Genomic DNA, 20,370 nt, shown 5'->3' with positions numbered 1-20,370 from the left:
ATGAAAGTATCAAAAATGATATCAGTAGTAGATACCCATACAGCTGGTGAAGCCGCTCGGTTAATTGTAGGAGGCATTCCTAAATTTCATGGAAAAACGATGGCGGATAAAAAAATATACTTGGAAACACAAGCAGATGATTTACGTAAAATGCTAATGCATGAACCACGAGGGCATAAAAATATGTTCGGGGCTTTTATTTGTGAACCGGTTCATGATGAGGCAGACTACGGGATTATTTTCATGGATTCTGGTGGCTATTTAAATATGTGCGGTCACAACACCATTGCGGCAATGACAGCAGCTGTAGAATTGGGCTGGGTAGATGTAGGAGAAGGCACCCGTGTGGTTAAAGTAACGCAAGATACACCTGCGGGGATTGTTTGCGGAGAGGTTCGTCTGGATGAAGATTACTCTGCGGAATCAGTCTCTTTTGAAAACGTGGAATCCTTTCTATATAAAGAAAATATGGCAGTGAGTGTGCCCGATATTGGGACAGTTCATGTGGATATTTCTTTTGGCGGAAGTTTTTTTGCCATATTAAAAGCCGAAGAAGTTGGTTTAACAATTGAGGCGAAGAATGCGTCAAGATTTACTGAAGCAGGTCTAAAAATCCGCGAAGCGATTAATCAAAATATCGAGGTCCAACATCCCCGATTAAAACATATTAAAACCGTTGACTTAGTCGAATTTTATGGTCCTGCTAAAAGTCCTGAAGCTACTTATCAAAACGTCGTGGTATTCGGGGATGGACAAGTTGATCGTTCACCTTGCGGAACGGGAACGAGTGCTAAATTAGCAACTTTGTATGCAAAAAATGAGTTGAAAATTGGTGAAAGTTTTGTCTATGAAAGTATTTTAGGAACGATGTTTAAGGGAGAAATTACAAAGGAAACACGTGTAGGAAATTATCAAGCGATTATTCCCAAAGTGACGGGATCTGCTTATATTACAGGATTTAATCAATTCCTTGTCGATCCTAAAGACTCATTAAAAAATGGATTTTTACTTGATTAAAATACACGGTATAACCATCCAAAATGTGAATTAAATTCTCTAGTCCTAGCCATTTACAGATGGTTACACAAAAAATGATGGGTTAGTAAAACTCTGCTTACTATTAAGGAGGTATCATGGTACAACTACTGTTGGGTTTATTAAGCGTTTTATTACTCTATTTCTTATTCTTTTTTGTTCTCGACTTACTTGCAAATAAAGGAAATTGGGGTGGAGGAAATTATCTTATTTCTGGAACAATTGGGTTAATTACCGATTTTTTAGATACATTAGGGATTGGTAGTTTTGCGCCAACAACCATGTTACTAGAATTTACCAAGCAATTAGATAACGATCGACAATTACCAGGAACGCTCAATGTGGCACACTCTATTCCGGTAATCATTGAAGCTTTTATTTTCATTACTGTTGTTAAAGTATCACCCATTACTCTGTTTTCATTAGTTGCAGCAGCAATTGTGGGTTCGTTTGTGGGTTCGAAAACAGTCAGTAAGCTACCTGAAAAAAAGGTGCAGTTTTTTATGGGACTTGCTTTGATTGTGACAGCAATTTTAATGGGGCTAAAACAAGCTGGAATGCTGGATCTCTTAGGCTCTGGAAATGAAGCGACCGCTTTAACAGGTCTTAAGCTAATCATCGGCGTTATCGGTAATTTCCTTTTAGGTGCATTAATGACGATTGGCGTAGGTTTATATGCACCATGCATGGCATTAGTATACATGTTGGGGTTAAGTCCGCTTGTTGCTTTTCCTATTATGATGGCTTCTTGTGCAGGATTGATGCCCGTTGCTTCAGGTAACTTTATTAAATCTGGTGATTATGCGCGTAAAGTTAGTTTGGCAATTACGATTGGTGGAGTGATTGGGGTAATTATTGCTGTTAAATTCGTCACAAGTTTAGATTTGAATATGCTGACTTGGGTAATCATTGCTGTAATTATTTACTCAGGAATTACATATATGCGAAAAGGAATGTTTTCTAAAAAATAGAAAAGCTTAATCTAGTAGCAAAATGTGAAGGAGTGGAAAGAACTGTACAGCCACTTCTTCATTTTTAGTACACCAAACTAGCATAGTTATTTTAATGATTTGCCCGCTATTTTCTGATTGTTGGTGTAACTATAGAAAATGAAACAGTAAGCAGCAGAGGAAAAGTCATCAATTATTACACTATATGAAAAGGAAGTGGATGCCAATGAAAAAAGAAATCGAACAATTAATTATTTGTGGTGGATGTAATGCTAAGATTGGTCCTGGAAATCTAGGGAATATTTTAGCAGACCTCCCTAAATCCCAAGATGAAAAATTGTTAGTGGGCTTTGATGCAACAGATGACGCAGCCGTTATTAAATTGACCGATGAATTAGCAGTTATTCAAACGTTAGACTTTTTTCCTACTATGGTGACAGATCCTTATTTATTTGGCAAAATTGCTGCTGCCAATGCGATGAGTGATGTTTATGCGATGGGAGGGGATGTATTATCTGCCTTAAATATTGTTGCTTTTCCTGAAGAAAAAGAACTACAGGTTTTAAAAGAGATTTTAAGAGGTGGAGCTGAAAAAGTTCAAGAAGCAGGTGGAATCTTAGCAGGTGGGCACTCAATCCATGACCGTTCAGTCAAATATGGACTTTCTGTAACTGGCACAATTCATCCAAACAATATTTACAAAAATAATACTTGTCAAGAAGGAGATCACTTAATCTTAACAAAACCTCTAGGTGTAAGCATTATTACCATTGGTTACAGCGCCGGGGCAATAACCAAAGAAGGGTTTGCCAAAGCAACAAAAAGTATGGAAACCTTAAATAAATATGCGATGGCTATCATCAGAAAATATCCAATCACTAGTTGTACCGACGTAACAGGATTTGGGTTAGCAGGACATCTTCATGAAATGTTACATGACAATTTTTCAGCTGAAATCTATTCAAAAAAACTGCCATATTTTGAAGAAGCTTATGAAGGAGCAAAAGCTTTTCTTTTTACTGCTGGAGGACAACGAAACCGAAATTTTATGGAAAAAAAGATGGCCTTTTATGTCGATGACTTAGGAATCGAAGAGTTGCTATATGATCCACAGACATCTGGAGGATTATTGGTAAGTATCCCGGCTAAAGAAGCAAAAAAATTAGAAGAAGAGCTGAAATCAGCCAATATCTTAGCCAAAGATTTTGGCGTTGTTACGAAAAAAAAGACAGCAGAAATCATGGTTTATTAAGAAAAAAATTGTTCGATTAGTCTAACGAACTGATCCCATGATTAACCACACAAGGAAAGGAGAATCAAAATGGTTAAAATTAACGCATTGGGAAAAGTATGTCCCCTTCCAGTGATTGAAACAAAGAAAGCTTTGGAAGAAAACGATACAGTAGAAACAACTGTCGATAATGAGATTGCTGCACAAAACCTAAAAAAAATGGCGGGACAACTAGGTTATGATTATCAAGTAGAGCAAAATGATGCACAATCGTTTACTGTACGTATCTCCAAGAAAAAAGGAGAGGTAGCTTCTATTTATGAACAAGAACTTACAAGAGAAAATGATATTGAAGACAATTATATAGTTGTTGTCGACACGAATACGATGGGGCAAGGGTCGAAAGAATTAGGGAAACAATTATTAAAAATGTTTATTTATTCTTTAACCGAACAACCTGATTTGCCCGAAAAAATCATTTTCTACAATGGTGGGGTCCATTTAGTAAGCGACAACTCGGATTCCTTGGAGGATTTACAGATTCTTGCGGAAAATGGGATAGAAATTTATGCTTGTGGAGCCTGTCTTAACTATTATAATCTCAGTGAAAAATGTAAAGTCGGTGAAGTGACCAATATGTATCATATTGTTGAAATGATGCGACAATCTAAAAAAATCATCAAACCTTAAGGAGTAAACAATGAAGTCATATGGAGTGGTATTATTTCATTCGACACGTGAAGCAATGAGAGCTGAGCTGATGTGCCAATCAGCTAAACTATCTGTAAGAATCATTCCTACACCCGAAAAAATATATCTTAGCTGTGGTTTTTCTTTAAAATTTCCGCTAGAAGCTGAAAATCAGATACGTCATATTTTAGCTAAAAATAATGTGTCATCAGAAGGTTTTTATAAAGCGCTTCAAGTTGGATTGGATGTAACGTATTACTTATTATAAGGGGTAAAAGAAATGGCAAATATTGTAATTGGAACAGCTGGGCATATTGATCATGGAAAAACAACATTGATCAAAGCGCTGACTGGAATAGATACTGACACAACAAAAGAAGAAAAAAAAAGGGGCATGTCGATTAATCTAGGATTTGCTTACTTAAATTTACCAAATCAACAACGTGTGGGTTTCGTAGATGTTCCTGGCCATGAAAAATTTATTAAAAATATGGTTGCTGGACTACCTGGTCTTAATCTTATTTTATTAGTCATTGATGCTAGTGAAGGAATCATGCCTCAAACAAAAGAGCATATTGATATTTTGAATTTATTAGGAATCCACCATTTTTTAATTGTATTAACTAAAATTGATACGATTGATGCTGAATTGAAAGAACTAGTCATCGAAGATATACGTGATCAATTACTTCACACGCCTTTAGAAAAAGCGGAAATAATTGAAACCGATGCCATTAGCGGAAAAGGGATCAAACAATTACTAAAAAAAATCGAAGCCTACACGGAGCAAACATCAGAACAAGTAAGTAATGGAACACCAAGGCTAAATATCGATCGGGTTTTCAGTGTAAAAGGCTTCGGTACAGTAGTTACAGGCACTTTGCTGGAAGGGGAACTAACCGTTGGAGAAAACTGCTATCTCTACCCAAATAAGCGAAAAGTTCGGATAAGAAATCTGCAGGTACATGAAAATAACGTTCAAAAAGCATATGCTGGACAACGAACTGCTATCAATTTAGCAAACATTACCCGTGAAGAAGTCACGCGCGGGGATGTTCTATCAACCGCGGATTCTTTAGAGGAAAGCTGGATGTTGGATGTTAAGGTAACTTGCTTGGCAGGGACGGATGGGGGAATTAATCTATGGGATCGGGTTAGAGTGTTGATCGGAACAAAAGAAATAATGGCTCGTACTGTTCCATTAGGATTAGATTGGATTGGGCCAAACGAAGAAGGCTTTTTGCAGTTAAGATTAGAAGAAAAAGTTTCTGTAAAAGAAAAAGATCGTTTTATTCTACGCTCTTATTCACCCATGCATACGATTGCTGGAGGCGAAGTCTTAAACGCCGTTCCCAAAAAACATCGCCGATTCAAGCAGGCGGTTTTAGAAAGCTTAAAAGCGAAAGAAAATGGCAATCTAAACAGTATGATAATTGATTTTATGTTAAATAAGAAACAGCCATTTACAGTAGAAAAAGAATTGTTGGCCTATCTGGGTGTCACCCTTGATCAACTAAGCCATTCATTAGAAGAACTACAGGATAAAAGTCAAATCTTCTTTACCTCTTGTGGGTTTTTACTTTATGAAAGATACCAACAATTAGCAGGAAAAGCACAAAAGATCTTAGAAGAGTATCACAAAAAATATCGTCTACGGGATGGTATGCCTTTAGAAGAATTTCGTTCTAAAATACGAAATGGCTTGACCGAAAAAGAAGTTTTCGTCTTGATTCAATTATTAAAAAAATTCAACGTAATCAAAGAACAACAGAAACGATTATCTGTTTATGATTTTCAAGTACAATTTAATAGCTATCAACAAGTCGCCAAACAAAAAATTGAACGTTACCTAAAAAGCAGTGGTTATATGCCGATAAAAAAAGAAGAGTTAGCCCTTTTAGACAAAAATGCTGAAGAAGTATTGGAAGCTTTAGATGCCACCAGCGCTGTTTTTTTAACCCACGAATATGTTCTGTCAGGAAAGATTTACCAACAAGCTATTCAACAAATCCGGACTTATATTAAGAAAAACAAGAAAATGACACTGGCTGATTTTCGTGATATGACAAACTCGAGCCGAAAAGCTTCCATGCTTATTCTAGAATCAATCGATAAACTCGGCATCACGAAACGAGTAGAAAATTATCGGATTTTAGGGAAACAAGAGGGAGACTAGTATGACTATTTATTTAGATAATGCAGCTACGACAGTCCAAAAGCCGGTTTGTATGAAACAAACAATGCTGGATGTGCTTGAAAGTGAGAGGTATGGCAACCCAGCTCGTGGCGCTCATAGCTATTCCATTCGTGCTTATCAATTAATAGAAATGGCAAGAGATACACTAAAAAGTTTTTTTCATACCGGGGATTTATATGAAATTATTTTTTCTGGAAGCGTGACTATTGCTCTTAATGCAGTATTAAAAGGGTTCATTCAAGCTGGTGATCATGTATTGACCACAAGTTGGGAACACAATTCCGTGTTGCGACCGCTCTATCAATTAGAAAAACTAGGCGTTTCCTACGACATTATCAGTAGTCATCCAATCACTGGACAGTTGAATTATGAAGAATTTACTGAAAAATTAAACGCAAAAACTAAAGTAGTGGTCTGCAATCATGCGAGTAATGTGACAGGGAATCTTTTAGATATTGAATGGATAAAACGTTTTTGCCACAAACATCAGCTTTATTTAATCTTAGATATTTCTCAAACAGCTGGACATCTACCAATTGACTTAAGTGATGGGAAGGTCGCAGCGGCTTGTTTCACTGGACACAAAGCGTTACATGGACCACAAGGAACTGGGGGCATCTGTATTCACAAAAAAATGAAACTTACACCGATAATAACTGGTGGTGATGGTATGAATTCCTTTTCTAAGGAGCAGCCGGATGAATTGCCAGCAATGTTGGAAGCTGGGACAGCAAATGTGCCAGGAATTGCTGGATTAGCAGCCAGTGTAGGTTGGCTAATGTCCCAAGAGACACCATCATTGGGAAACTACTTCTACCAAGAAGCGACGAAGATTTCAGAATTAACGTTTTATGGAGATTTCACGAAAGAGCATATAGACGTTTTTTCGTTGAATATCAGATCTGCAGAATCAGCTTTAATCAGTGACATTCTGTGGGAAGAGTTTGGCATTGCCACACGTTCAGGCTACCATTGTTCACCGCTAATACATCAAGATTTAGGAACTAAAAATACTGGAACTGTTCGAGTATCCTTATCCCGTTTTACAACAGAAGAAGAAATAGAAAAAACCATAAAGGCGTTGAGAATAATTGCAAAACGATAGAAAGCAGGTAAACGATGGCTAGAGAAATACAACGACGATTAGCAGATTTGCCTTCAGTGGATCGTTTATTAAAAACTCCTGAATTGCAAATATTAGAAAAGAAGTATTCTTACGGAGTAGTCAAACAACAGGTACAAAGTGTTTTAGAACAAACTAGAAAAACTGTTTTAAAAGAAGAAGTGTTACCTCCAGCGATTGAAGAACTCTGTATTCGAGTGATTGAAAAAGTGAAACAACGAACGTATTCGTTACAAAAAGTAATTAATGGGACCGGTACGATTCTGCATACAAATCTAGGACGTTCCTTACTTAGTAAGAAAATTGAGGAACAATTAAAGACAATAAGTTTTTCCTATTCAAATTTAGAAATGGATTTAACTAGTGGCAAGAGAGGTACCAGATACAATCATTTAACGCATATTCTAAAAAAACTTACTGGAGCAGAAGACGTCTTAGTGGTGAATAATAACGCAGCAGCTGTTATGTTAATTCTTGATACTTTGGCTACTGATAAAGAAGTATTGGTTTCTCGAGGGGAACTTGTTGAAATAGGAGGGTCTTTTCGTATTCCAGAGGTAATTACCGCAACAGGTGGAAAAATTAGAGAAGTTGGAACAACCAATAAAACGCATATTAGAGATTACCAACAGGCTTTGACTTCTGAAACTGGAGCGATTTTAAAAGTCCACACCAGTAATTATCGAATCATTGGATTTACAGAAACTCCTCACTTATCAGAGTTAACTCTCTTAGCACAAAAACATCAAGTCCCGTTAATCAATGATCTGGGTAGCGGTCTACTCATTGACATGCGCCGCTTTGGCTTACCGTATGAACCGACTGTTCGAGAAGTAATCGAGCAAGGGTGTGATGTGGTCTCCTTTAGTGGAGATAAATTATTAGGCGGACCACAAGCCGGAATTATTGTAGGTAAAAAAACGTATATTCAGAGGATGAAAGAAAATCAACTACTGCGTGCATTAAGAGTCGATAAAATGACTCTAAGTGCATTAGAAGCAACTTTAGAACTTTATCTTGATGAAGAAGAAGCCATTCGATCCTTGCCTACTTTGCAAATGCTATCGGATAAGATCGAAAATTGTTTGAATCGCGCACAAATATTAGCTGAAAAGTTAAAAAAAATCGAGCAACTCGAAGTCTCTATCGAAAAAGATTATAGTACGGTTGGTGGTGGAACGTATCCAGAAAGCTTATTACCTACCTATGCAGTAACAGTAAAAAGTAAGCAATGGCATGCGGAAGAGCTGCAACGAAGACTAAGAAAAGGAATTGTTCCAGTGATTAGTCGGGTAAAAAATGAGCGAAACTATTTAGATATGCGCACGATTTTTGAAGAAGAACTTCATCAGGTGTTCGTCAGTTTAGAAAAGATTTTTTGTGAGGAAATAACATGAAATTAAAGAGAGAATTTGTGGTTGTTTCACACTGCATCTTGAATCAACATGCGGTGATACCTGGATGGGAACGGGCTCGTGGTGCTTTTCCTTTGGCCATTTCTTTATTAAATCAAGGCGTTGCGTTGCTACAATTGCCTTGTCCTGAATTTTTGACCTTAGGAAAAGAGAGACCACCAATGACTTATCAAGAATATGTTGCTATACCAGGCTATCGTCAAAAATGTCAAAGTATGTTGCAACCAGTCATTCAACAAATCAAAGAGTATCAAGCGAATGATTATCGCTATTTGGGAATCATCGGGATCAATGAAAGTCCTAATTGTTCCATCTCAGCACAGCGAGGCGTACTAATGGAAGAGTATATTGAATTATGTAAGAATCATGGGATTGTTAATCCTTATTTTGAAGTTCCAACTTGGTATACAGAAGAAACACAAGGCGATTTATATCAGAAATTAAAACTATTTTTAGAAGGAAAAGTAAATGATGAATAATAAAATGAAAATATTGACTTTATGTGCAATGGCCGTTGTTTTAAATGTTGTTTTAGGTGAGGCTGTTTCACTAATGAAAATCCCCTTATTATTTTTAGATACGATGGGAACGATTTATATTTCAACCAATTTTGGTATGAGTTATGGGGTAATGACTGGGATTGCCACTAATTTATTAATGGGTATCATCAGTGGACCGTTGGCTGTTCCTTTTGTATTCGTAAATATTGTTGTAGCAATTATCTGTTCTTTACTAGCGAAGAATGGATTTTCTTACAAAAAAGCGCTAATAGCAGGGGGACTATTAGCCGTTGTTTGTCCAATGATCGGTGCGCCGATCCGTTTAGCTTTATTTGGTGGTTTTACCGGTTCAGGAACGGACATCCTCATTTTTGCTTTCAAGGCTTCCGGTAAAGAAATGATCACTGCAACTTATTGGGCAACTGTTGCAGGAAATATTGTGGATAAGATGCTTTCTTGTTTACTTGTTGCTTGGTTTATGAAACGTTTACCGCAACGTATCCTAGTAAAATAAAAAGAGAACAACTAACAGATATTAAAGCTAGTCAAGTCTTTTATAACTGCAAACATTCTAGCATTTGATATTGATTGAACAAACGAAAAATGTTAGAATGTTTTTATTAGGGGAGTGGATGGATTCTGGTGTTCCCTCTGGTCTTCAAAACCAGTATGAGGAGTTAAGAGCTTCTTGGGTAGGTTCGATTCCTACACATTCCCGCCAATTGAATACATACAAAGCTAAAAACATTGATACAGAGCCGTTCTGTTGATGTTTTTAGCTTTATTTTTTTGTCGCCACTGCATTTCCACTGCATTTGATTATTTTTCGAGCTAGTTCATTGCTTGATCACTGTTTTCATCAAGTGTAAGAAAGGAACATTCTGCTTCTCGCTTTTTATCAATGATCATGTGATCAACATCACATATTAGTCTCGACATGGCTATTTTTCCATGCTATATTTAATTCGAAAAGAAGAAATTAAAATATAGATGTGCGCATCTACTACATAAAAAGACTTAATTATTAAGGATTTTTATCGTCTTTCTATTAATTCCCACATAGTTAAAGTTTTTATATGAATGCGCCGGAAAGGAATGAGAGCTTGATTTCATTTGAACACGTTTCAAAGTCTTTTGGAGGTACGATGATCCTAAATGATCTCAATTTATTTATACCAAAAGGAAAAATCTTTGGTATCATTGGACGAAGTGGTGCAGGAAAAAGTACAATGATTCGTTTAATAAACGGATTAGATCAACCAACAAAAGGTAAGATATCTCTATCAAAAGATGTGAAAAGCAGCACAATATTTCAACATTATGCCTTATTGCAGTCAAAAACTGTCGCTGATAACATTCGACTTGCTCTGAGATTTAGCAAAGTCAATAAGCAGGAATACGACAAAAGAATTGAAAACGTTTTACGTTATGTATCGATGATAGAGAAAAAAAATACATATCCCTCCCATTTATCTGGTGGGCAGAAACAACGAGTGGGGATTGCTAGAGCGCTAGTAACGGAGCCTTCGCTTTTATTATGCGACGAAATTACTAGCGCTCTTGATCCAACCACTAAAAAAAGTATTCTAAATTTGTTAAAAAAAGTGAATGAGGAACTAGGAACCACCATCATTTTGGTCACCCATGAAATGGAGGCGATAAAAGAAATTTGTGATGAAGTGGCTGTCATTGATTCAGGAAAAGTTATTGAACAGGCAACAACCAAAAAAATGTTTTTAAGCCCTCAAAGCAATTTAGTTCGTGAATTTTTAGCCGATATGATTTATCCTAAGTATCCAAAAAAAGAATCGATTTCCTTTAATTATGTCCTTTACTTCCTGATGAATGCCACAAATTATGCTCGTTTTCAAGAAAGTAAAATGGAGGGGACGGTCTATGATATCAAAACCATACATATTAGCGGAGAACGTTTTTTTGCGATGTATTTTCTAACGAATAAAATTCCTGATAATGAATTTATTGACCAACTAATTAGTTATGAGAAGGTGATCGTTGATGTTTGAAATACTTTCATCAGAGATCATTCTCAAAGCAACTTATGAATCGATTTATATGGTCAGTATTTCTTTGGTGTTCGCTATCGGCTTAGGAGTTCCTTTAGGCATACTATTAGCAGAGACCAGAAAACAAGGTGTTTTAGCTAATTCTCTTATGTACACGGTGTTACAGACGCTTATCAACATCTTGCGTTCAGTGCCATTTATCATTTTGTTGGTGGCTATTTTGCCTTTTACTCGCTTAGTTGTTGGAACTTCCATTGGAACAACTGCTGCTATTGTCCCGTTAACGTTATATATTGTTCCCTTTATGGGCCGTTTAATCGAGCAAGCCATTCTAGAAATCCCTCCTACAATTATCGAATGTGCGAAAACATTAGGGGCAAACCGATTGGAAATCATTCTTTACTTTATTCTACCTGAAGCTCGACCGGCGATTATTTTAGCCATTACTAATTCAATGATTGGACTAATTAATGCCTCTTCTATGGCGGGAACTGTCGGTGGAGGAGGAATCGGGGATTTAGCTATTTCCCAAGGCTATCAACGATTTAATAGTGGGATGATTGTTGTAACGGTAGTTATCTTAATTGTTTTAATAAACAGTATCCAATTTCTGGGAAATTATCTTTATCATAAAATTAAATATTAAGGAGTAAACTTCATGAAAAAAATAGTGACTATAGTCTGTCTGTTCGTATTGGTTCTCATTGGGGGTGGTTGTCATTCAAAAGATCAATCATCACACGCTCAGAAAAAACATGAAATTGTCATGGGGGTAACTGGAGGACCGTATAACGATTTATTTGATGATGCGATTGCACCTATATTAGAATCGGAAGGATATACGATTAAACGAATTGAATTTTCTCAATTTATCCAATCAAATACTGCCTTAGGTGAAGGAAAGATTGATGTAAATGTTGCTCAACACTCCGCTTATATGAATGTTTTCAATAAGGAGAATGGGACTGATTTAGTTCCTTTAGTTGCTACACCCTCTGTTCCGTGTAATTTGTACTCTTCCAAATATACAAGTAAAGAAGAGGTGAAAAAAGGAATGATGATTGGGATTCCCCAAGATCCGAGTAATGCAGCACGAGCCTATGCAGTTCTTGCTAAAGCTGGTTTTATTCAAGTGGATAAACAAGTGAAAAGTACCGACTTGACTGCAAAAGCAATCACAAATAACCCCTATCAGTTAAATATCAAAGAGATGGACACGAACACTTTACCACACGTGTTGGATGACCTTGATTTTGAAGTCATACCTGGAAGCACAGTTGAAGATGCAGGAATTCGAGAACAACTTCATTTGATCGAGCTAGAAAAAATGGTGCCTGAATTACAAATCGTAGCTGCTGTGACAAAAGAAAATGAAAAAACGGATTGGGCAAAAGCGATTAAGAAAGCCTACCAATCAGAAAAATTTCGTACATATATCAATAGTCATAATAAAGATAATTACTGGATCATACCTAACATTTCTGAAACTGAGAATAGCAGCCAATAAACATATTACATATTAGTAATTGAAAGAAAGAACTGCGTTTTTACTTAAAACACATTTTACTTGTTCGTAGAAGTAGAGACAAATTTTTTTCTTAATTTGATTTTTTAGACAAGACTGATTATTTTTTCAGACTTGTCTTTATTATTTTTTGCTATTTAATGATTGATTTGTTTAAAAATGACAGAACAACTTTACTTGTGTATACTTAAATTAAAGTGATTTTTATTCAAGAAAGGAAATAAATTTTATGAAAACTAATGTTATTTTTTGCGGTCTATTCTCATTACTATTATTAGCAGGTTGTCAATCGAATCAGTCCACGCCAGAATCAACGCCAGCTCCAGCGACTACGTCAACAAGTACTGGTCAACAAACAACTTCTTCAACCGAAGCATCAAATCAAACAATGAATTCTGGGACGAATGCAACAAAAGAGATCAAAGTATCTGCACAAAAAGCGATTGAGTTGTTTCAAAAAGAATATCCAAATGCAGCGATTACCAGTTTAGAATTAGATAGTAGTTGGGGAAGTTTCTTCTATAAAATTGATGGTGTTGATGATCAAAATGAATACGAAATGAAGATCAATGCAGCAAACGAAGAAATCCAAAAACAAAATCCTGAGCGTTTAGATCAAGATGAACAAAATGGACAGAAGAAACAAGAAGATGCTTTGGACACAAGTAAACTTCTAAGTATTGAAGAAGCAGCGAAAATCGCTGAAAAACAAGCGGGTGGGGGAACAGCCACTGACTGGGATCTTAGTAAGGAACTTGGTACCACTTACTGGGAAGTGAAAGTGAAAAACGGGAATAAGAGTACTCAAGTAAAACTCAATAGTCAAACAGGAGAAGTTTTAGCAACTGAAAATGATGATTAATTGTCTTGATCCTATTTGCTTTTGCTTGACTTGATGATAAACTAGAAAAAATGATTCATCAAAGGAGAGAATGACTTGACCTTAGAAACGACTTTTTTTAATCATACTTTTGCTAACCCTTTTATGAATGCCTCTGGTGTTCATTGCATGACAACGACAGAACTAGTTGAATTGGAACAATCCAATGCTGGCGCTTTTATCACAAAGAGTTGTACATTGAATGAACGTGCTGGAAATCCAGAACCCCGTTATTTCGATGTACCTCTTGGAAGTATTAATTCCATGGGATTACCTAATCGTGGATTTGATTATTACTTAGATTATGCATTGAACTATGAAAAACAGCAGACACAACCGCTCTTTTTCTCTATTGCAGGCATGAGTGCAGCAGAAAATTTGGAAATGTTGACAATGATTGAAAAGAGTGACTTTCAAGGAATCACTGAATTGAATCTTTCTTGTCCCAATGTTCCTGGCAAACCACAGTTAGCCTATGATTTTGAGGCGACGGAAGATTTATTGCAACAAGTTTTTGCCCGTTTCACCAAACCATTAGGAATCAAATTGCCCCCATATTTTGATTTGGCGCATTTTGATCAAATGGCTGAAATTTTGAATCAATTTCCTTTAACTTATGTAAATTCTATTAATAGTATCGGTAATGGTTTGTATATCGATCCTCAAAAAGAAGCAGTCGTGATCAAACCTAAAGAGGGTTTCGGTGGACTTGGTGGAGAATATGTGAAACCAACCGCTTTAGCGAACGTCCGTGCTTTTTATACTCGCTTGAAACCAGAGATCAAAATTATTGGTACTGGAGGCATTCGGAATGGACAGGATGCTTTTGAACATTTATTATGTGGAGCAACTATGCTACAAATCGGTACCGAACTTCACAAAGAAGGACCAAAAATTTTTGATCGGATCACGAAAGAACTCGAACAGATTATGACAGAAAAAGGGTATCGAACCATCGATGAATTTAGAGGGAAACTAAAAATGATCTAATCGTTAACGATTCTCTAAGTGATAAAATAAAAGACAACAAAAAAAATAAGCCAAAGAATCCAAACATAGTTTCTCTTATTTTGGAAATCTTTGGCTTATTTTTATGCGATCCGGTGGTTTTAGAATAATAACTGGTGGTTAGCTTTTAGTCTATTCGTTGGTTTGCCATGAATAGTACCTTAGCTATTAGGATTCAATAGGTGTATATAATTACTGATAATAGCACCACCGTTTCTAACATGAAGCGTAATCATTCTTTTTGTTTGTTGAATAGAAATATGAGAAAATGGCACAAAGGTATGACAAATAAAAGGAGGGATTTACTTGAAAGATGGCATGGAGATCGTGAAGGGTCTAAAAAAGAAGCAGTTCAGTTACAAGGAATTAGTCAAAGAGGTTAGCCAAAAAGTAGCAAAATTAAATCCAGAATTAAATGCGTTCGTTACTTTTGAAACAGATCAACCGATTAAAGATGAGGCACCAATTCTAAAGGATGAACAGCCTTTAAGCGGCTTACCTTTCCCGTTGAAAATGTTAGGACAGGAAAAGCAAGGTTGGTTAGCTACATCAGGCTCAAAGCTTTTTCAAACTCATCGCTCATCTAGAAATTCAAATTTTGTTTCGCAAGTTGAAAAAATTGGTCTTATCCCACTTGGACAAACAAATGCACCAGAGTTTGGTTTTAAGAATATCACCGACCCACAACTTTATGGTCCAGCTAAAAATCCTTGGAATCTTGCGCATTCGCCAGGTGGTTCAAGTGGTGGGGCAGCAGCCGTTGTTGCTTCTGGCATTTTACCGATCGCTGGTGCTAGTGACGGTGGAGGATCAATTCGCATACCTGCTTCCTTTTGTGGTCTGATTGGCTTAAAACCTTCACGAGGAACGATGCCAGTTGGTCCTCATGCTTGGCGAGGTTGGCAAGGAGCAGCGATTGATTTTGGTTTGACCATTTCTATGAGAGACACCAAAGCTTTATTTGCAGGACTGCGAAGTATCCATTCAGGAGCACCTTATCAAGTTTCGCCAGCGGAATGGCAAGAGCATCCACCAAAAAAACGGTTGAAAATCGCTGTTTGTACAGAATCACCGATCCACACAAAAATCAGTGATGAAGCACGACAAGCAGTGACCAATGCGGTGACATTTTTAGCACAAGAAGGCCATGAAATCATTGAAATCAATTACCCTCTTGATGGAAGAGCCTTGATCCAGTCTTATTACCAAATGAATGGAGCAGAAACAGCTAGTATGATTCACTCGATTGAATCTGGATTAGGACGACCGGTTGCTCAAAATGAACTTGAACCGATTTCCTGGGTCCTGCTAGAGTATGGGAAGAAGGTTTCTGCAGCGAACTATATCCAGTCGCTTCATGTTTGGGATCATGCAGCAATCACAATGGAAGACCTATTTCAAACTGTTGATCTTTTTCTTTCGCCGACAACAGCATTTACTGCTCCAGAAATTTCCACTGATCTTCAAAGCGATGAAATTCGGGCAAAAATGGCTGGAATCAACGAATGCAACGAACAAGAAAGTTTAGCAGTTATTTCTGAAATGTTTGAGGAAAGTTTAAAGATCACGCCTTACACCCAACTGGCAAATTTGACGGGACAACCAGCAATCAGTTTACCCACACATATCAGTGAGGAAGGTCTGCCTTTGGGTATCCAATTCATGGCTGCCAGAGGACGAGAAGACTTGCTCTTTCAAATTGGCGAAATCTTTGAAAATCATCAAAAATTCTATTTACCGCCAAGTTATCAATAATAGTCAGTTGAAGAAAAGCAGTTGGGACTAAGAAAACTTTAGACTCAACTGTTTTTTATCTGGCTGTCAGCTACCTCGTGACGATGTTTTGTCCCATTCATTTCGCAGGATTAAAGTGAACAAAAACTGATTCTAAATATTTTTAAGGAAACGATTCAAATAATAATTAACGATAGATTTTTTGTTGGATCTAAGGTAGAATGGGTAGGCGAAAATATGTTCGGAGGTGGAGGGATTGAAAACTCCTTTAACGATCGAGATGGAAACTTCTCTTTATCAATACTGTATCGAACAAGGGGGCATTGTCGTAGAAGAGGTGACCATGCCTGACGACCATGGTATCGTGGATACGTTAAGTTGTCTCACAAAGTTTGATGGTACAAGAGAGTGGCGTTGCTATGAGTTGAAAGTATCAAAAGCGGACTTTCGTTCCACTGCAAAATTATCGTTTGTCGGGAATTACAATTATTTTGTATTACCTCAAACACTTTTTGATGAAGTCAAAGCTGAAATCCCCACTGGTATCGGTGTTTTAGTTTATCGACCTTACGGGATAGCAGAAGAGATGCCAGCTTCTGGTACATTCATTATTGCTAAAAAAGCAATGAAGCAACCGTTAGCAGTGGCAGAAGAGGCGCTGCTCAACCGTTTTATGGCTTCGTTATTTAGAGAAGTAAGAAAAGCCAAACAGATGGAACGAGGCGTCAAATATTTTCCAACTGATCAGTTGTATAAAGAATTAAAAAAACGATCAGATTCTCAAGATCCATTTGCCAAAGAGCGTTATTATGAACGATTTATTGAGGAAACAGAAAATCAAGCGATCCAAGATTTACAAGCAGAAATCAGCGCTTTACAGCAAGACTATGAGAATCTGCGACAAAAGCAGCAAGTTAGACGCTTGCCAACAGAGCCATTGGAGTGAATAAGCATGTACTATCCTTATTTGAGAGGGAAACAGTTTGATCTTTTAGCATTAAAAGAAATGATTCAACAGAATCTATTATCTAAAAAGGTGGTTCCCATCATCGAACCAGTTCGTGATTCAGCTACCTTTAAAAACGTTGTTGAGTTATTCCAAAAAGCAAATCACCCGCTGATCATCATCGATAATCCCCAAGTGGGTCAGTTCAAACTTTTTGATGAACATTTACATTTATGGGAAGAAAAAGAAAATAGTTCCATTCAACATGCAATGATCATCACGTCCGATAATTACCAACAGATCATGGAGCAACCACCTAAATTGATCATTTTTGATGGACAACATCAGCCTCATGATCCAAAAATATGGAAAGAATTTTCAAAAATGGATACTCATTTTTTGTTACCAGACCATAGTCGGTTCCATATCTGGTTACCAGAAAACAAAATCATCATAAAAGAAGCCTTTAAACCAAGAAAACACGTAGAAGATTATAGCGAAAAAATAGATGATTTTTTTAGCGACGACTATTTGTTTTTTAAAGAAGAGGGGAATCATGGCTTTTCAGATTTTACGATTGAAGGAAGTCGCTATTTTGATAAAGGCTTTCCTAGTCGGGCATTGGCACTTCATCTGACCTATGTTGATGCATATGGTAATCTCAGAGTAAAACATTTTATTTCTGATACGAACGATTCAGCTAAGGATCAAGCACTAAAGTTTTTTGAAGCTGTTGAAAAAATGCAACAGTGGGTATTGAGGAACCAAGATCAACTGTTGATTACAACGGGTATATTAGCCCTGCTTTCTTTGAAACAACAAAAAAAATTTCCTGGTTTAGGTGTATTGAAAAAATGGACATTGGTCCATCATTTAGAACTGCTCAGTTTATTATTAGACCAGCCGACTAATTGGTTACGCATGTATTCTAAAGTAGAAGAATTACATTCGCTGATTTGTGGTATTGGACATACAGAACGACAAAAATTGGTTTGATTCCCCTCACTAGTTTATGTTTTGAAGCTAGTGAGAGATTTTTTTGCTAATCAATCCTGTTTATCAAAATAAGATCATTCTTTGAGCATTTTTATTTGTCGCTTAAATTGGTTTTTGGTGGCTTCTAACCCTTCATTATTTGCTAAAACAATGAGGTTTGGTAGTTTTTTTAACTCATCTAATTCCTTCGTGTCTTGCTCAAAAAGAGCGAGCCTTTTTTTGATTTGATCCGGAGCATCTCCACGTTGTTCTAAACGCTGCTTCAATTTGTTTTTAGCGATAGTCACAAATACTGGTTGGATCTGTTTCCCAAATGCATGGAAGAGTGCCCAAAAACCAGCAGCTGTTAAAATTGTATAACAATCACCATTTTTCAACTTTTGAGCAATCTCCCTCTTAGTTGAACCATATTTATGTCCCGCATATTCATCCCATTCCACAAATGCCTGTTCAGTGATCAACTGTTCAAATTTGTCTTCAGAGAGAAAATAGTAATCTTTTTGATCGGTTTCACCTTTTCGAGGAGGACGAGTCGTCGAAGTGACAATTTTTTCTTTTAGTTCAAAAAGAGCATTAGCAATGGAAGTTTTTCCTGAACCAGAAGGACCAATAAATACATAACATTTGTTCATCATGAATCTCCTTTAACCCTTTATTTCTTTTATTAAACGATACACGAGAAAGTTTCTTTTAGCAATTGTTCTTTTCGCATAGATATTCCAGGTGGACGACAATAAATTTTGTCTTATAAAAAACACTCTCTTGAGTCTTTAGAAAATCGTCTAAAGAGCAAAGAGAGTGTTTTAAATATACAATTCAATTAAATTTAATCATTTAGACTAATAAACCAGTGACGATCGCACTTAAAAAGCTGACTAATGTGGCAGTCAACAAGATTTTTAATCCATGTTTCGCAACTAAGTTTCCTTTTTCTTCATTTAGACCTTTCATAGCACCCGAAATGATTCCAATGGAAGAGAAGTTAGCAAAAGATACTAAAAAGACAGATAAAATAGCTGTTGTACGTTCAGTAAAATGCAGGTTCCCAGTGGCTAGTTCTGTCATCGCAACAAATTCATTTGTCACAAGTTTCGTCGCCATGATACTACCCGCATCCACAGCTTCTTTCCAAGGAATCCCGCTGATAAATGCTAGTGGAGCAAAGATGTAACCAAGAATTTCTTGGAAAGAGATCCCAAAGATTCCACTAAAAATGGCATTGATCATAGCAATAAGAGCAACGAATCCAATCAACATAGCAGCAACTGTAATCGCTACATGAAAGCCGTCAAGAATATATTCTCCAAGCATTTGGAAGAAAGTTTGTTCTTTGTTTTCTTCAATGATCAACTCATCTTCTTTTTCTTCTAATTCATAGGGATTAACGATGGAGGCTAAGATATACCCACCGAATAAGTTCAATACCAGCGCAGTAATTACATACTTAGAATCGATCAACGCCATATAAGAACCCACGATCGACATCGAAACAGTCGACATGGCAGAAACGCTCATGGTAAATAAACGTTTTTCAGATAAGAAAGGCAATTCTTTTTTTATTGAAATAAAAACTTCAGATTGACCTAGTATTGCTGAAGCAACACCGTTGTAAGATTCTAATTTCCCCATACCATTGATTTTACTTAAACCCAATCCAACTGCCTTCATGAATAATGGCAAGATCTTGATATAACGCAAAATCCCGATGATTGCAGAAATAAAAACAATCGGCATCAAAACATTTAAGAAAAACGGCGCACTGCCTTTATTGGCTACCCCAGCAAAAACGAAATTGACTCCTTCACCTGCAAACGCCAGTAAATGATCGAATACTTTCGCTAACATGGAAACGACTGCTGTACCAAAAGTCGTTCGTAACAAAATAAAACCAAAAATAAATTGCAACACGATCATCAATAGTAAAGGTTTTACTTTGATGGCTTTCTTGTTGGTACTAATCAAAAAAGCAAGGCTAAAAATAAAAAGTAATCCAATAATTCCTAAAATCTGACTCAAACTATCACTCCTAATCAAAATTCCGTTTAATTTTACACGTTTTATCGTTAAAATACTAATTTTTTGCTAAGATTATCATCGCTTTTTTAGACTGAAACGC

20 protein-coding genes and 1 tRNA gene are annotated in these 20,370 nt (G+C 36.7%); 19 read left to right on the top strand and 2 right to left on the bottom strand.

Going from position 1 to position 20,370, the window contains the following annotated elements; translation table 11 throughout:
• The 19 genes from IGL28_RS06725 (at window position 1) to IGL28_RS06635 (ending at window position 18,254) form a co-directional block, all read left to right on the top strand.
• Window positions 1–1,017 carry a proline racemase family protein gene (locus tag IGL28_RS06725; RefSeq protein ID WP_081127583.1) on the top strand — a complete coding sequence of 339 codons (1,017 nt, stop codon included), beginning with the start codon at window positions 1–3 and terminating at the stop codon, window positions 1,015–1,017.
• A 116-nt stretch (window positions 1,018–1,133) separates the two neighbouring features.
• Window positions 1,134–2,006, top strand: a complete 873-nt coding sequence (locus IGL28_RS06720) for a sulfite exporter TauE/SafE family protein (RefSeq protein ID WP_010737601.1) — start codon at window positions 1,134–1,136, stop codon at window positions 2,004–2,006.
• A 199-nt stretch (window positions 2,007–2,205) separates the two neighbouring features.
• Complete coding sequence (gene selD / locus IGL28_RS06715; protein ID WP_081127584.1) at window positions 2,206–3,237, top strand: selenide, water dikinase SelD; 1,032 nt, start codon at window positions 2,206–2,208, stop codon at window positions 3,235–3,237.
• 69 nt (window positions 3,238–3,306) lie between these two features.
• Entirely contained in the window at window positions 3,307–3,906 is a 600-nt protein-coding gene (yedF, locus tag IGL28_RS06710; protein ID WP_034697998.1) for a sulfurtransferase-like selenium metabolism protein YedF, read from the top strand.
• 10 nt (window positions 3,907–3,916) lie between these two features.
• The gene (locus tag IGL28_RS06705) at window positions 3,917–4,174 is read left to right on the top strand and encodes a DUF3343 domain-containing protein (protein ID WP_010737598.1); all 258 of its coding nucleotides are present in this window, start codon (window positions 3,917–3,919) and stop codon (window positions 4,172–4,174) included.
• A 12-nt stretch (window positions 4,175–4,186) separates the two neighbouring features.
• The gene (gene selB / locus IGL28_RS06700; RefSeq protein WP_128427608.1) at window positions 4,187–6,082 is read left to right on the top strand and encodes a selenocysteine-specific translation elongation factor; all 1,896 of its coding nucleotides are present in this window, start codon (window positions 4,187–4,189) and stop codon (window positions 6,080–6,082) included.
• Window position 6,083: 1 nt separating this feature from the next.
• Window positions 6,084–7,208, top strand: coding sequence for an aminotransferase class V-fold PLP-dependent enzyme (locus IGL28_RS06695; RefSeq protein WP_081127587.1), 1,125 nt, complete (start codon window positions 6,084–6,086; stop codon window positions 7,206–7,208).
• 14 nt (window positions 7,209–7,222) lie between these two features.
• Window positions 7,223–8,623, top strand: a complete 1,401-nt coding sequence (selA, locus tag IGL28_RS06690) for an L-seryl-tRNA(Sec) selenium transferase (protein WP_081127589.1) — start codon at window positions 7,223–7,225, stop codon at window positions 8,621–8,623.
• The gene (locus IGL28_RS06685) at window positions 8,620–9,120 is read left to right on the top strand and encodes a CD3072 family TudS-related putative desulfidase (RefSeq protein WP_081127591.1); all 501 of its coding nucleotides are present in this window, start codon (window positions 8,620–8,622) and stop codon (window positions 9,118–9,120) included. Before selA ends, IGL28_RS06685 begins: the two co-directional genes overlap by 4 nt.
• Window positions 9,110–9,655 carry a CD3073 family putative ECF transporter S component gene (locus IGL28_RS06680; protein ID WP_438843926.1) on the top strand — a complete coding sequence of 182 codons (546 nt, stop codon included), beginning with the start codon at window positions 9,110–9,112 and terminating at the stop codon, window positions 9,653–9,655. Before IGL28_RS06685 ends, IGL28_RS06680 begins: the two co-directional genes overlap by 11 nt.
• A 110-nt stretch (window positions 9,656–9,765) precedes the next feature.
• Window positions 9,766–9,862 (top strand) — tRNA-Sec (locus tag IGL28_RS06675).
• Between the two features lie 424 nt (window positions 9,863–10,286).
• Window positions 10,287–11,165 (top strand): methionine ABC transporter ATP-binding protein, encoded by an 879-nt coding sequence (locus IGL28_RS06670; RefSeq protein ID WP_081127631.1) that lies wholly within the window; start codon window positions 10,287–10,289, stop codon window positions 11,163–11,165.
• The gene (locus IGL28_RS06665; protein ID WP_010719143.1) at window positions 11,158–11,811 is read left to right on the top strand and encodes a methionine ABC transporter permease; all 654 of its coding nucleotides are present in this window, start codon (window positions 11,158–11,160) and stop codon (window positions 11,809–11,811) included. Before IGL28_RS06670 ends, IGL28_RS06665 begins: the two co-directional genes overlap by 8 nt.
• 12 nt (window positions 11,812–11,823) lie before the next feature.
• Window positions 11,824–12,672, top strand: coding sequence for a MetQ/NlpA family ABC transporter substrate-binding protein (locus IGL28_RS06660; protein ID WP_081127592.1), 849 nt, complete (start codon window positions 11,824–11,826; stop codon window positions 12,670–12,672).
• Window positions 12,673–12,919: 247 nt separating this feature from the next.
• Window positions 12,920–13,552, top strand: coding sequence for a PepSY domain-containing protein (locus IGL28_RS06655; RefSeq protein ID WP_081127594.1), 633 nt, complete (start codon window positions 12,920–12,922; stop codon window positions 13,550–13,552).
• Window positions 13,553–13,627: 75 nt separating this feature from the next.
• The gene (locus tag IGL28_RS06650; RefSeq protein ID WP_081127595.1) at window positions 13,628–14,560 is read left to right on the top strand and encodes a dihydroorotate oxidase; all 933 of its coding nucleotides are present in this window, start codon (window positions 13,628–13,630) and stop codon (window positions 14,558–14,560) included.
• Between the two features lie 324 nt (window positions 14,561–14,884).
• On the top strand, window positions 14,885–16,333 hold the full coding sequence (locus tag IGL28_RS06645; RefSeq protein WP_081127597.1) for an amidase: 1,449 nt from the start codon (window positions 14,885–14,887) through the stop codon (window positions 16,331–16,333).
• A 235-nt stretch (window positions 16,334–16,568) separates the two neighbouring features.
• Window positions 16,569–17,258, top strand: coding sequence for a hypothetical protein (locus IGL28_RS06640; RefSeq protein WP_010719148.1), 690 nt, complete (start codon window positions 16,569–16,571; stop codon window positions 17,256–17,258).
• A gap of 6 nt (window positions 17,259–17,264) precedes the next feature.
• The gene (locus IGL28_RS06635; RefSeq protein ID WP_081127598.1) at window positions 17,265–18,254 is read left to right on the top strand and encodes a sce7725 family protein; all 990 of its coding nucleotides are present in this window, start codon (window positions 17,265–17,267) and stop codon (window positions 18,252–18,254) included.
• A gap of 74 nt (window positions 18,255–18,328) precedes the next feature.
• On the opposite strand, the gene IGL28_RS06630 is transcribed toward IGL28_RS06635, so the two are convergent.
• Window positions 18,329–18,886, bottom strand: coding sequence for a guanylate kinase (locus IGL28_RS06630; protein ID WP_081127600.1), 558 nt, complete (start codon window positions 18,884–18,886; stop codon window positions 18,329–18,331).
• Between the two features lie 202 nt (window positions 18,887–19,088).
• Window positions 19,089–20,270: a NupC/NupG family nucleoside CNT transporter gene (locus IGL28_RS06625; protein ID WP_010719151.1), complete on the bottom strand. Its 1,182-nt coding sequence runs from the start codon at window positions 20,268–20,270 to the stop codon at window positions 19,089–19,091.
• Between the last annotated feature and the right edge of the window lie 100 nt (window positions 20,271–20,370).

It is taken from the genome of Enterococcus sp. AZ077 (genome assembly GCF_051714965.1).
Taxonomy (GTDB): Bacteria; Bacillota; Bacilli; order Lactobacillales; family Enterococcaceae; genus Enterococcus_B; species Enterococcus_B hirae.
Note: the sequence above shows the minus strand (reverse complement) of the source record. Positions and strands in the feature narration are given on the sequence as shown.